Origin of the sequence: Marinobacter sp. LQ44 (assembly GCF_001447155.2) — a bacterium.
Lineage (GTDB): Bacteria > Pseudomonadota > Gammaproteobacteria > Pseudomonadales > Oleiphilaceae > Marinobacter.
The window spans coordinates 3,699,169-3,712,108 of record NZ_CP014754.1 but is presented as its reverse complement, the minus strand read 5'-3'; the positions used below and the strand labels follow the sequence as shown (position 1 = coordinate 3,712,108).

Here is a 12,940-nt window from a genome sequence, read left to right as displayed (position 1 = left end):
TTGCTAACAGAATCAGGTATGATCACCGCAAACACAACCACCAGCCATGGTAATGGGAACCCGAATGTCCACAGCGGTTTTATTCGCCATCTTTGCCACACTTCTGATCTCCGGGTCACTGTTCTATCTGTTTTTCTACCGAAACTGGCGGCGAAAGCGGGAACTACAGCAGCCCTTCCCCAAACCCTGGCGCAGCTACCTGAAAAAGCAGGTGCCCGCCTACAAACGGTTGGCACCGCAGCAAAGGAAGCGGCTGGAGCGCCTGGTGCAGCTGTTTGTCTCAGAGAAGGCCTATTACGGCTGCGATGGCTTTGAGGTAGACGACAGAGTGCGCGTAACCATTGCCGGCCATGCCTGCCTGCTGATTCTGGAAAGGCCGTTTTCAGACTACGACGAGGTGCAAAGTATTCTGGTGTATCCGGACGTCTACCGGGCCCAGGGCACTGAGAGCGACGGCCTGGTGGTAAGCCACAGTGACCAGGTTCGCGCCGGCGAAGCTTCCTCCCGTGGCCAGGTGGTACTGGCCTGGAGCGAGTGCGAAAACGCCATCGCCGAGCCACACAGCCCCCATAATGTGATCCTTCACGAATTCGCCCACCAGCTGGACTACCTGGACGGCACCGCCGATGGCGCACCACCACTGTATGGCGAGCAGGCCCGGAACTGGCAGGAAACCATGACCAAGGCCTGGGACCACCTGCAACATCGGCTGGCACATCACCACAAGCCCTGGCTTGACCCTTACGGAGCCACTGAACCGGCGGAATTCTTTGCGGTACTGACGGAAACTTTTTTTCAACAACCGGAACATCTGCTTGAAGCCCAACCAGACGTCTACAAAGCCCTGTGCGGCTATTATCGGCTGGACCCGAGAGACTTCAGCAGCCAGCGCCCTTAGCGGCCATCACCCTTTACCCCAAGCCGGTCCAGGTACAGGTGTAATTCCTGCTCGCTGATGTTCACGTACTCCAGCACCCGGCCATAGAGCATCACCGTAGGCACATTGCGGCCACCCAGCTCCTGCTGGGTTTCACTGAGGACGTAAAGTATCGTCCTTTCGGTTTTTGTGAGACCATCCCGCGCATCGGGGATTACCTCGTCTATTCCGCGTAAACTGCTCATATTTCTGAATCCGGTAAGCTGCCCATGGAAATCAAAGTCAATTATCTCGACAACCTGAGGCTTGAGGCCAAATTTGACGATTTCACGGTCGTCTCTGACCAGCCCGTGCGCTACAAAGGCGATGGCTCGGCACCCGGCCCCTTTGATTATTTCCTGGCCTCGTCCGCCATGTGCGCGGCCTACTTTGTGAAGGTTTACTGCAACGCCCGGGATATCCCCACCGACAACATCCGCCTGTCGCAAAACAACATTGTAGACCCGGAAAACCGCTACAAGCAGATTTTCAAGATCCAGGTCGAGCTGCCGGAAGACATCTCCGACAAGGACCGCCAGGGCATCATCCGCTCCATCGACCGTTGCACCGTGAAAAAAGTGGTTCAAACCGGCCCGGATTTCCAGATCGAAGTGGTGGAAAACCTGGACGAAGACGCCCAGGCACTGCTTACCGTGAAGCCGGAGGGCGAAGCGAATACTTACATCGAAGGCAAAGACCTGCCCCTGGAAACCACTATCGCCAACATGAGCGGCATCCTGGCAGACCTGGGCATGAAAATCGAAATTGCCTCCTGGCGCAACATTGTGCCTCACGTGTGGTCCCTGCACGTGCGTGATACCGCCGCCCACATGTGCTTCACCAACGGCAAGGGCGCCACCAAGGAGGCCGCCCTGTGCTCGGCCCTCGGTGAGTTCATCGAGCGGCTGAACTGCAACTTCTTCTACAACGATCAGTATTTCGGCCAGGACATCGCCAACAGCGAGTTCGTGCATTACCCGAACGAGAAATGGTTCCAGCCCGGCCCGGAAGGCGAGTTGCCCGAGGGCATTCTCGACGACTACTGCCTGGAGATTTTCAACCCGGACGGCGAGCTGCTCGGTACCCACCTGTTCGACACCAACTCCGGCACGCCGGAGCGCGGTATCTGCAGCATTCCCTATGTGCGGCAGTCGGACGGGGAAACCGTTTACTTCCCCTCCAATCTGATCGAGAACCTGTACCTGAGCAACGGCATGAGCGCCGGCAACACCCTGCAGGAAGCCCAGGTACAGTGCCTGTCGGAAATCTTCGAGCGGGCGGTGAAGAAAGAGATCATCGAAAACGAAATCGCCCTGCCGGATGTGCCGGAGAGCGTGCTGGCCAAGTACCCGGAGATCGTTGAGGGTATCAAAGCCCTGGAAGAACAGGGCTTCCCGGTACTGGTAAAAGACGCCTCACTGGGTGGTCAGTTCCCGGTGATGTGCGTGACCCTGATGAACCCGAAGACCGGTGGCGTGTTTGCCTCCTTCGGTGCGCACCCCAGCTTCCACGTGGCACTGGAACGCAGCCTGACCGAACTGCTGCAGGGCCGGAGCTTTGAAGGCCTGAACGACCTGCCCGCGCCTACGTTCAACTCCATGGCGGTAACTGAGCCCAACAACTACGTTGAGCACTTTATCGATTCCAGCGGCGTGGTGTCCTGGCGCTTCTTCAGTGCCAAATCCGACTACGATTTTGTCGAATGGGATTTCTCCGGCACCAACGAAGAAGAAGCCGCCACCCTGTTTGGCATCCTCTCGGACATGGGCAAGGATTGCTACATGGCCGTGTTCGAAGACCTGGGCGCTCCGGTGTGCCGCATTCTGGTGCCGGGCTATTCCGAGGTGTATCCGGTAGAAGACCTGGTGTGGGACAACACCAACATGGCGCTGGAATTCCGGGAAGACATCCTCAACCTGCACCGTTTGAATGAAGACGAGCTGGCCGATCTGGTGCAGCGCCTGGAAGAGGCCGAGCTGGACGTGTACATGACCATCGTCACCCTCACCGGCATCGAGTTTGATGAGAACACCGTGTGGGGCCAGCTCACCATTCTGGAGCTGAAACTGCTCATCTACCTGGCACTGGGCGAGCTGGAAGAGGCCCAGGAGCTGGTGGACATGTTCCTGCAGTTTAACGACAACACCGTAGAACGGGGCCTGTTCTACCAGGCCATGAACGCAGCCCTGGAAGCGACGCTGAATGAAGAACTGGCGCTGGACGACTACCTCTACAACTTCCGCCGTATGTTTGGTGACGGGGTAATGGACGCCGTGGTCGGCTCCATTAACGGCACGGTCCGCTTCTATGGCCTGGAAGAAACCGGCATGGACCTGCGCGGTCTGGACCGGCACCTGAAGATGATCGAGAGCTACAAGAAGCTGCACGCGGCCAGGGCAAAAAAGGCAGGAATTTCAAAGCCATGACAACCAGAATCACCCTTCATTACTGCACCGGCTGTAACTGGATGCTGAGATCCACCTGGATGGCCCAGGAACTGCTCACCACCTTTGACGGCATGGTCGACGAACTTACCCTGAAACCCGGCACCGGCGGCATCTTCGAAGTCTGGGTAAACGACACCCGTATCTGGTCCCGCAAGGAACAGGGAGGCTTCCCGGACATCAAGCAATTGAAACAGCTGGTACGGGATCAGATAGCGCCAGAGCACTCCCTCGGGCATTCAGACAAACCAGCGTAATTCAGGCCAGGGAGGTTAACGGTGGAGCTTCTTGGGAACCCACCACAGGAAAAAAGCCATCCCGAAAAGCTCCACCAGGGATTGAAACACCACCACAACCACGGCCAGCTCATACGAGGCAGGTAATGACAGTGCCAGTGGGAGGACAACAAACGAATTCCGGCTACCAAAACTGAACGCCAACACCCTGCCCTGCTTGGCCGGTAACCGCGCAACCTTGGCGACGACCACCGACAGCATCCCGGCAGCCAGCAAGAATGCTGTAAAGAGCAGGAATAGCCAGGGAAGAAGTCCAACCCACTCCAAGACCAGATTCACTTGCGCGGCTGCAATACAGAAGACCACCAGGGCCAACAAGGGTACTGGCAGCCAACCAAGAGCTATCACAACAGATTGCCGGTTTTTGCTCCGCGCCACCCAGGTTTCCGTCAGATAAGCGGCAATCAGGGGCGCGACCATCAACCCGACGAATGCCAGTATCAACTCCTGCTGGACCACACTGGCGGTGATCTCTGTGCCCAGGAACAACCACACGTAAAATGGCAACAGCAGCAGCTGGAGCAAAAGGCTAATGGGTGTGAACGCAATGGCACTTCTGGTGTCACCGCCCCCCAAATGGGTAAAGGTGATAAACCAGTCGGTACAGGGCACCAACAAGACCAGCATCAGGCCCAACTGGACAGCTGGAATAGCCGGGCCAAGGGCCATTAATCCCCAAGCGATGCATGGTAGCAAAAGAAAGTTGCCAATCACCGCCGCGAACATATATCGAGGCGTTGTAAACGCATCCCGCAGGCGCACCAGCGGCACTTGGGTAAAAGTCGCGTAGAGCAAAGAGCCCAGTAGCGGCCAAAGAAGCCATTCCAGACGCCCACCAAGGTCGGGCATCCACACTCCCACCAAAAGGCCCAGGCAGATAGCCACCAGATAGATAAAGACCTGATACTCTTCCATCACTTCACGGGCCAACAGTAATGCCACCTCGTTCATCAGTGACGATCAGTGCAACACTCATGCTCGCTACCAGAAACAACAACACTAAGGATCTCACCATGCCCCGCATCACCTTCCTGTTACTGAGCGTCCTCCTGATTTCCGCCTGCAGCCCTTCCGGCACCGACAGGCCGCCGGCATCCGGAACCCTGACACCCGAAGCGCTTGACCGCCATGGCGAAGAATTCCGGGAAGACGTGATTGAAGTCACCGACGGCGTTTACGTTGCCGTTGGCTTCGGCATCGCCAATTCCACCATGATCGAAGGCGATGATGCCGTCACGATTGTCGACACCATGGAATCCCTGGAAGCGGCGGAACGAATCGCCAAGCGCTTCAGGGCAATCACTGACAAGCCAGTGCGGGCCATTATCTATACCCACTCGCATCCAGACCATATCCATGGAGCGCCAGCTTTTATCAACAACGGCGACCCGGTCGAAATTTATGCTCACCACTCTCTGGAGAAAGCAGTCGACCGGACCGTGAGTGTACTCCAGCCCATCATCACCCAGCGTTCTTTTCGTATGTACGGCAGCCGGCTGCCCGATGCCGACCGAACCAATGTGGGTATCGGCCCCTTTGTGGATTTACAGGAACACAGCACCCTGCAGATTCTGCGACCGACTAAGACCTTTCAGGACGAGCTGAGCATTACCGTAGGCGGTGTGGAGATGATACTCAAGCACGCCCCTGGCGAGACCGACGACCAGGTGGTGGTGTGGCTACCAAAACAGAAAGTGCTGCTGCCGGGCGACAACTTCTACCGCGCCTTTCCCAACCTCTACACCATTCGCGGCACCAGCTACCGGGACCCGAAAACCTGGGCTGACAGCCTGGAAATGATGCGGGATCTGGAGCCGGAATATTTGGTACCCGGCCACTCACGCCCGGTGACAGGCAAAGCGGAGATCCGCAAGCACCTGACCGACTACCGGGATGCTATTCGCTACGTCTATGATCAGACCATCCGAATGATGAATGCCGGCAAAACGCCTGATGACATTGCCCATGAAATCCGCCTGCCGCCCCGCCTGGCGCAGTCCCCGTTCCTGCAGGAGTTTTATGGCAAACCGGAGTGGTCGGCCCGTATGGTCTTTGGCGGAACACTTGGCTGGTTCGATGGCAACCCCAGCAATCTGCACCCTACGCCACCCGGAGAAAAAGCCAAGCGCATGGCCCAACTGGCCGGCGGTGAAGATGCATTGATGACTGCTGTGGAGAAGGCTGCCGGTAACGAAGACCATCAATGGGTGCTGGAGCTGACTGACTATGTGCTGCGGCTGAGCCCGGAACACCAGGCCGCCACCGAACACCGCATAGTCGCCTTGCAGGCCCTGGCGGCCGCAGAAACCAATCCCGGAGCCCGCCATTACTACCTGACCTCCGCTGCCGAACTGGCGGGCAACATCACCCTGCCCCTGATGGCGGTAACTCCCAACGATACAATGCTCGAAGGTATTCCCATCAGGGCCTTTTTCGACGGTATGAGTGTCAACCTGGAAGGTGACGCCGCGTGGGACATCTATCAATCCGTCGTGTTTGAGTTTCCCGACCTGGAGCAAAGCTTCACGCTCACGGTGAGAGGTGGCGCATCAGAACTCCGGAAGGGCGCCTCGGAAGATGCCAGCATCCATGTGCGGATTGACAGCCTCGACTTCAAGCGAATGCTTGCCGGCATCCGCAACCCGGCCTTGGCCATTCTGTCGGATTTCGAGTATGTCCAAGGGGGGCGGATTGGCTTTACCCGGTTTATTCAGTTGTTTGAGCCGAATCTGGAAACCTGATTCAACGCAGAACAGTAACCACCAGGTCACCGCAGACAGAGGCAGACATCATTTACCGAGAGCGTGGCGTAAAGTCAGTGATGATGCATCCCGGAATGGTCCATTGCCTTTTCTTTGCCGTCCAGGGGATGCACCTCCAGCTCTACGGCCATGCCCTCAGCACCGTCGAAAGCCAGTTCTACAGGGATGAGCTCACCCTCCGCCAGGGGCTGGGTGAGCTGTTCCAGCATTAGATGGTAGCTGTGAGGTTTCAACTCAACGGTCTCCCCGGCGGGAATCACCAGCCCGCCTTTGACCGGGCTCATGCGCATCACGCCGTCGTGCATGTGGGTTTCGTGGATCGACACATTACTCGCCCGGGGTGATTGGGCACTGGTGAGGGTGACATCCTGATTACCGTGATTACTGATAACCATGTAACCCACGCCCATGGGCGTGCCGGGGGGTGTTGGTCGGCTCCAGGGGTGTTCTATGTGAATGTCGCCCTGGCTGTAATCGTGAGCCAGGACAGGAGCAGCCAGTGTCGTGGCAGCGAACAGGAGGCCGACGCTGAATAAATGTGTACGGTTCATGGGTACTAACTCTGTTGTTATGTGGTCTTGAAGTCTTTTCGAAGTAAGTGTTGCCATCACTTGCCGTGATGGCAAGTGTGTTTTAGCCCGTTTTCATCAAATCGTGGTGGCTGGTCACGATGCGTTATTCAGGGCCTGGACCATCGCCCCCAGAAACCGCGAGGCTTCCCCGCCGGTTGCCGCCCGGTGGTCGAAGGTCAATGACAACGGCAGGATGCGACGAATGGTCGCAGTGCCATTGTATGGCACAACCTTGTCCCGGATTCGCCCGGCCCCCACGATGGCCACTTGTGGCGGGCTGACAATGGGGTTGGCGTACTGGCCGGTCATGGTTCCGAAATTCGACAGGGTAATGGTGGCGCCCTGCATCTCTTTCGGCGGTATCTTACGGGTGGCCACTGCCTCGCGCAGGTTCTCCAGGCCCTGGCGCAGGTCTTTCTGGCTGCGATGAGTGATGTCCCGCAACACCGGTACAAACAGGCCGTCCGGGGTGTCCACGGCGATGCCCACATGCACCTCGTTCAGGAGTTGCCGGCTCAGATTGTCGCCATCAAACCAGCAGTTGAGCTCTGGCACGGCTTCACAGGCTTTGCCGATGGCCTGCACCAGGCGCATGGTGATGTCGGTGCCCTTTTTCCAGTCACCGATATCCACGTCCTCAAAGATAGATACCGGCACCACCTGGGCGTGAGACAACGCCATGTTCTTGGCCATGGTGCGACGGGTGCCTCGCAAGGGTTCGGCGTCGCCCAGCTGTTTCTGGTGGCTGGCCTGTTTGTGGACATCATCTGTGGTAATAAGGCCACCCGGGCCACTGCCCTTGATGGTCTCCAGTCCAACGCCCAGGCGTTCTGCCAATGCCCGCACACCGGGAGTGGCGCGATTGGCCCGGGCCCGTTTACTGGAAGGTGCCGCGCCGACGATAAACTGGTCTTGCTGCGCACCGTTACCATCGCCTTTTCCGGAGGACTTCAACTCACCCACCACGGTACCGGTGTCGTCCCCCTCTCCTTCAAAAGCCAGCAGAGGTTCGCCGGTGTGGATGATGTCGCCGGGTTCGCCATAGAGTTTGGCGATGGTGCCGGCCTGGGGGGACGGCACTTCAACGATGGCCTTGGCGGTTTCGACGCTGACCAGTACCTGGTCAACGTCCACGGTATCGCCAACTTTGATGTGCCATTCGACGATTTCGGCTTCGGGCAGGCCTTCGCCTAAGTCTGGGAGTTTGAAGTTTTTCATAGCGCGATCACCTGTTCGACGGCTTTAACAATGTCTTCTACCTGCGGCAGGTAATACTGCTCGTTTCGGTAGTAAGGCATGATGGTGTCGTAACCGGTGACTCGCACCACCGGGGCCTGGAGGTCCAGAAAGGCGCCCTCGGCGATTGAGGCCGCTACTTCGGCACCGACACCGCCGTTTCGGCAGGCTTCGTGAACGATCACCGCACGGCCGGTTTTAGCCACCGAGCACAGCAGGGTTTCCCGGTCCAGAGGGCTGACGGTGGCAACGTCGATCACCTCGCAGCTGACGCCCTGCTCGGCCAGCTTGTCGGCAGCCTGCAAGGTTTCCTGTACACAGGCGCCCCAGGTGATGAGGGTGACGTCATCGCCCTCACGTAGGGTGAAACAAGTATCCAACGGTAGCGCCTCGCCGTTGTCCTCCACGCTTTGGGTTACCGCCCGGTAAATACGCTTGGGCTCCAGGAAGACTACCGGGTCCGGGTTTCGGATGGCCGCCAGCAGAAGGCCATACGCCCGTTGTGGGGAACTGGGAATGACCACCCTCAGACCGGGTATGTGGGCAAACAGGGCTTCGGTGCTTTCCGAATGATGCTCGGGCGCATGGATACCGCCACCGAACGGTGCCCGAAACACCAATGGGCAATGCAGGCGGCCGCGGGTGCGATTACGCATGCGCGCGGCGTGGCTGACAATCTGCTCCATGCCAGCGTAGATAAAGCCCATAAACTGAAACTCCGCCACCGGCCTCAAACCCTGGGTGGCCATACCGATAGCCGTACCGGCAATCAGGTTTTCCGCCAGGGGTGTATCCATCACCCGCTTGAAGCCAAAGGCTTCTTTCAGGCCTACAGTGGCCCGGAACACGCCGCCATTGGTGGCAATATCTTCGCCCAGCACCACCACGTTAGCATCGTCTGCCATTGCCCGGTGCAAGGCCATATTGACGGCTTCCACCAGGGTCACGTCTCGGGTTTCAATGGATCGCTTTGCCTGGCTCATAGGTCACCTCCCCGGTATTTGCTGGCGATCTGTTCGCGCTGGGGCTGCAGCGCAGCGGGGAGGGTTTCAAACAGGTAATCCAGCATGGCGGTGGGTGGCTCGGCCTCCATGGCCAGGTACTTCTCAACGGCCCGTTCAACGGTTTGCTTGCATTCCGCCTGCAGGGATTTTTCTTTATCCGGGCTCCAATGGCCGTTGTCATGCAACCAGTTCTGCAGGCGTTTGATGCCATCTTTCTCCCAGGCGCGCTTGAGATCTTCGGCGGTTCGGTAGCGGGTGGCATCGTCGGCGGTGGTGTGGTCGCCCAGGCGATAGGTGACGGCTTCAATCACCGTCGCGCCTTTGCCGCCGTGGGCGCGGTCCAGGGCGGTGTCCAGCGCCTCAACCGTAGCGAAATAGTCGTTGCCGTCCACAATATGGCCCGGCAATCCGGCGCTGATGGCTTTCTGCGCTATGGTTTCCGCGCCGCTTTGCAGGCTGCGCGGCGTGGAAATCGCCCATTGGTTGTTGATCACCACAAATACAACGGGTAAATGCCAGGCGCCGGCCAGATTGATACTCTCCAGAAAATCACCCTTAGAGGTACCACCATCACCGATGCAACAGACCACGGCCCGATTCTCATCGCGAATCTTCATCGCCGCCGCCACGCCCACGGCGTGGCAACACTGGGTGGCAATGGGCACCGAGATCGGCAAGTCTTCCGGGCAATTCTGCCAGGCGCTGCCACGCTCATCACCGCCCCAGTACAGCAGTAATTCCGTGAGACTGACGCCGCGAAGAAGATGGGCGGCCTGATCCCGATAGTAGGGCACAAACACATCGGACTTCGCCATACCCTGGCCAATAGCTGTACCCGCCACCTCGTGCCCGAGCACAGACGGGTAGGTGCCGCACTTGCCGGTGCGTTGCAGGGCAATGGCTTTGGAATCGAAGGTGCGCGTCAGCACCATGTTGCGGTAGGCGGCCAGAACCCTGTCAGTGTTCCCGGCCTGGGGCGGCAACTCACCCAGCGGTTTGCCGTGGTCATCCAGATAGCGGGTGCTATCCACATGGAATTCGTGGATTTGTCTCATCCCATCCTCCTGTCCCCCGGCCTCGCGGTAAAAGCCTGGCTGCACAGAAAGCCTGCTTTTGGCGGGCAGCGGCAGCCTTGGGGTGGTTGGCACTCTGTTTAAGGTTTAGTCGACGGCCCGGAAATGATCAAAGGAACTTTACCGACATGCGCCTGACAATACGTTCACCCCCGGTTCATGTTGGGTATGGCTTACTGGGGCTAGAATCAACAGAGTTGCTTCGAGCAACAGCGTCATCAGGAGATGAGCAATGAATGTCATGTCGGTACTGAATCAGATCATGGGCCAGGCTCAAGGTGGCCAATCCCAAAGCGTTAGCGCAATGGACGTCAAAGGCCTCATGGGCGGTTTAGGTAATCAGCTCTCTGGCGGCAAAGGTGGCGGCAGCGGTGTTGACGTGAAAAGCCTGTTGGGCGGTGGCGCCCTCGGCCTGATGCTGGGCTCCAAACGAGGCCGGAAAATGGGTGGCACGGCGCTAAAATACGGTGCACTGGCTGGCGTTGGTGTGCTGGCTTACAAGGCTTACCAAAATTATCAGACCAATGCTCAGGGAGTGCCGCAGCAAGCGCCCGCCCTACAGGGTCGGCCGTTGGAGCAGCTTCATGGCGCAGATCAGGAGAGGCGGGGACTGGAAATACTCCAAGCCATGATCATGGCCGCCAGGGCCGATGGCCACATAGACGCCAATGAACGGGCCTTGCTCACTCAGGAAATAGAGAAATTAGGACCAGACGACGAATTACACGCCTGGATACAGCAACAGTTTGACGCCCCCCTGGATGCGCAAGCCCTCGCAAGAAATTCCGATTCGCCGCAAGCAAGCCGTGAGATCTATGTAGTCAGCGCCGTGATGATCAACGACCAGAATCCAATGGAGCGGGCCTGGCTTGACCAACTCGCTGCAGCCCTGAAGCTCGACCCCCGTCTGGCTAAGGAGCTGGAACAGCAGGTGCAGGCTTTAGAAGCCTAACTATCCGCGGTTAAAAGAGACAGGCTTAGGCGGAATCTGGGCAGAAGCCTGTTTCTACCCGATACCGAACACATCAAGTACTTGGCATATGACTTAGTCGTGCCAGGGTTCACCAGAATTCTTTCGGCTGAGCAACCAGTATGTGATGCCCAGAGCCAGCGTGGTTGCGGCAATACCCAACAGGTACATGGGTGTAAGCGTGTCGAAATCCAGCACGATGACCTTCCGGGAAATCGCCATCAGTGCCGTAGCGACAACCAGCTGAACCGGAAACACGTTAGTGCCCAGATAGAGGCGAATGTTAATGAAAATTTCCACCGCAATCAGCACCGCCATGAAGGCACCGAAGGTGTAGAAGATATCGTTGATATCCAGCAGCAGGAAAGGCGGCGTCAGCAAGCGAGCATAGATGATGTACACCACATCAGCCACACCCCACAGGATTACCGCCACCATCAACACCGCCAGCACGCGTATGGCAAAGCGGATAATCCGGTGCAACCCCCGAAAGAAAGGGTCGGGGAAATCAATCGGCAGTTCCTGATGAAGTTCATGCTTCCGGGCAGATTGCTCCGGCAAAACGTCTTTTTCTTTATCCACCATGGCACCGCTCCTGTGCTGCCGATGACGACGGGAATCAGGCTTTCTTCACAAACTCCGACTTGAGTTTCATAGCACCAACACCGTCAATCTTGCAATCAATATCGTGATCGCCATCCACCAGGCGAATGTTCTTGACCTTAGTGCCTACCTTAACCACCAGGCTGGACCCTTTAACCTTCAAGTCCTTGATCACAGTGACCGTATCACCATCCTGAAGTTCATTACCGTTGGAATCCCGAACCACCTTACCGGCCTCGGCCTCAGCCTGTTCCGCCGCAGTCCACTCATGCCCGCACTCGGGGCAAACCAGCTGAACGCCATCTTCATAGGTGTATTCAGAATTGCATTGGGGGCATGGGGGCAATTGAGACATTATCATTTCCTGTTAATTAAATGAAGCACAGGATTATACCACTACCGCCCCGGAGACACCCTCGCCAGAACCGTCGGATTCTCCGACAGCGGCAACGCCAGAAACGGCCCCCAATGACACAGGCACCAGAACCCAGACGGCATAGAGACAAATACGCGCACCAAAACTAACAAGCTCACCCGATGAAAGGTTAACATGCACCAACGACAAACCAACGAGGAAAACCGACATGCCAATCTGGGTCGACGCCGACGCCTGCCCCGTCCCCATCCGGGAAATTCTCTGCCGCGCCGCCACCCGCTGGCAAATCCAGACCACCTTCATCGCCAACCACGCCATCACCCTGCCGCCGAGCCCCTACATCAACCGCCGCCAGGTACCCCAAGGCTTTGACGTAGCCGACAACGAAATCATGGACCAGATGACCAAAGGCGACCTGGTTATCACCCAGGATATCCCCCTGGCCGCTGAAGCCATCGAAAAAGGCGCCGACGTGTTCAACCCCAGAGGCCAGGCCTTCACCAAGGAAAACATCCGCCAGCGCCTGGCCATGAGAAACTTCATGGAAGAGATGCGCAACGCCGGGCAAGTCACCGGCGGGCCCGCACCCTTCGGCCAGGCAGACCGCAAAGAATTCGCCGATCAACTGGACCGCTGGCTGCAACGCAACGGTCGCAGGTGATAATGATTCTATTTTAACTCAGTCAAA

At 57.7% G+C, this 12,940-nt stretch carries 14 protein-coding genes; 6 read left to right on the top strand and 8 right to left on the bottom strand.

The genetic code is table 11. The annotated features are described in order from the left end of the window. Window positions 1-64 precede the first annotated feature (64 nt). Window positions 65-898, top strand: coding sequence for a zinc-dependent peptidase (locus tag ASQ50_RS17025; RefSeq protein WP_058090611.1), 834 nt, complete (start codon window positions 65-67; stop codon window positions 896-898). Here the strand turns inward: ASQ50_RS17025 and ASQ50_RS17020 are convergent. Beyond that, window positions 895-1,122: a hypothetical protein gene (locus ASQ50_RS17020; RefSeq protein WP_058090612.1), complete on the bottom strand. Its 228-nt coding sequence runs from the start codon at window positions 1,120-1,122 to the stop codon at window positions 895-897. The genes ASQ50_RS17025 and ASQ50_RS17020 overlap by 4 nt on opposite strands. Before the next feature lie 24 nt (window positions 1,123-1,146). Here ASQ50_RS17020 and ASQ50_RS17015 point away from each other — a divergent pair, with 24 nt between their 5' ends. Continuing rightward, window positions 1,147-3,342, top strand: coding sequence for an OsmC domain/YcaO domain-containing protein (locus tag ASQ50_RS17015; RefSeq protein WP_058090613.1), 2,196 nt, complete (start codon window positions 1,147-1,149; stop codon window positions 3,340-3,342). Beyond that, the gene (locus ASQ50_RS17010; protein ID WP_058090614.1) at window positions 3,339-3,617 is read left to right on the top strand and encodes a SelT/SelW/SelH family protein; all 279 of its coding nucleotides are present in this window, start codon (window positions 3,339-3,341) and stop codon (window positions 3,615-3,617) included. Before ASQ50_RS17015 ends, ASQ50_RS17010 begins: the two co-directional genes overlap by 4 nt. A gap of 15 nt (window positions 3,618-3,632) precedes the next feature. Here the strand turns inward: ASQ50_RS17010 and ASQ50_RS17005 are convergent, their stop codons facing one another. After that, entirely contained in the window at window positions 3,633-4,607 is a 975-nt protein-coding gene (locus tag ASQ50_RS17005; protein WP_058090615.1) for an arsenic resistance protein, read from the bottom strand. Between the two features lie 62 nt (window positions 4,608-4,669). Here ASQ50_RS17005 and ASQ50_RS17000 point away from each other — a divergent pair, with 62 nt between their 5' ends. Next, window positions 4,670-6,397, top strand: coding sequence for an alkyl sulfatase dimerization domain-containing protein (locus ASQ50_RS17000; protein ID WP_058090616.1), 1,728 nt, complete (start codon window positions 4,670-4,672; stop codon window positions 6,395-6,397). A gap of 74 nt (window positions 6,398-6,471) precedes the next feature. Here the strand turns inward: ASQ50_RS17000 and ASQ50_RS16995 are convergent, their stop codons facing one another. The 4 genes from ASQ50_RS16995 to pdhA form a co-directional block, all read right to left on the bottom strand. Then, window positions 6,472-6,969, bottom strand: coding sequence for a copper chaperone PCu(A)C (locus ASQ50_RS16995; RefSeq protein WP_058090617.1), 498 nt, complete (start codon window positions 6,967-6,969; stop codon window positions 6,472-6,474). Between the two features lie 114 nt (window positions 6,970-7,083). Further along, window positions 7,084-8,208 carry a dihydrolipoamide acetyltransferase family protein gene (locus tag ASQ50_RS16990; RefSeq protein ID WP_058090618.1) on the bottom strand — a complete coding sequence of 375 codons (1,125 nt, stop codon included), beginning with the start codon at window positions 8,206-8,208 and terminating at the stop codon, window positions 7,084-7,086. Continuing rightward, complete coding sequence (locus ASQ50_RS16985) at window positions 8,205-9,209, bottom strand: alpha-ketoacid dehydrogenase subunit beta (RefSeq protein ID WP_058090619.1); 1,005 nt, start codon at window positions 9,207-9,209, stop codon at window positions 8,205-8,207. The genes ASQ50_RS16990 and ASQ50_RS16985 overlap by 4 nt, the downstream gene beginning before the upstream one ends. Continuing rightward, window positions 9,206-10,285: a pyruvate dehydrogenase (acetyl-transferring) E1 component subunit alpha gene (pdhA, locus tag ASQ50_RS16980; RefSeq protein WP_058090620.1), complete on the bottom strand. Its 1,080-nt coding sequence runs from the start codon at window positions 10,283-10,285 to the stop codon at window positions 9,206-9,208. The genes ASQ50_RS16985 and pdhA overlap by 4 nt, the downstream gene beginning before the upstream one ends. A gap of 250 nt (window positions 10,286-10,535) precedes the next feature. Between pdhA and ASQ50_RS16975 the strand changes: the two genes are divergently transcribed. Further along, complete coding sequence (locus tag ASQ50_RS16975) at window positions 10,536-11,255, top strand: tellurite resistance TerB family protein (RefSeq protein WP_058090621.1); 720 nt, start codon at window positions 10,536-10,538, stop codon at window positions 11,253-11,255. Between the two features lie 93 nt (window positions 11,256-11,348). Here ASQ50_RS16975 and ASQ50_RS16970 read toward each other — a convergent pair whose 3' ends face one another. Both ASQ50_RS16970 and ASQ50_RS16965 read right to left on the bottom strand, forming a co-directional pair. Then, complete coding sequence (locus tag ASQ50_RS16970; protein ID WP_058090622.1) at window positions 11,349-11,858, bottom strand: phosphate-starvation-inducible PsiE family protein; 510 nt, start codon at window positions 11,856-11,858, stop codon at window positions 11,349-11,351. Between the two features lie 34 nt (window positions 11,859-11,892). After that, window positions 11,893-12,231 (bottom strand): zinc ribbon domain-containing protein YjdM, encoded by a 339-nt coding sequence (locus tag ASQ50_RS16965; RefSeq protein ID WP_058090623.1) that lies wholly within the window; start codon window positions 12,229-12,231, stop codon window positions 11,893-11,895. 229 nt (window positions 12,232-12,460) lie between these two features. Here ASQ50_RS16965 and ASQ50_RS16960 point away from each other — a divergent pair, with 229 nt between their 5' ends. Continuing rightward, window positions 12,461-12,913, top strand: coding sequence for a YaiI/YqxD family protein (locus tag ASQ50_RS16960; RefSeq protein ID WP_058090624.1), 453 nt, complete (start codon window positions 12,461-12,463; stop codon window positions 12,911-12,913). Window positions 12,914-12,940 lie beyond the last annotated feature (27 nt).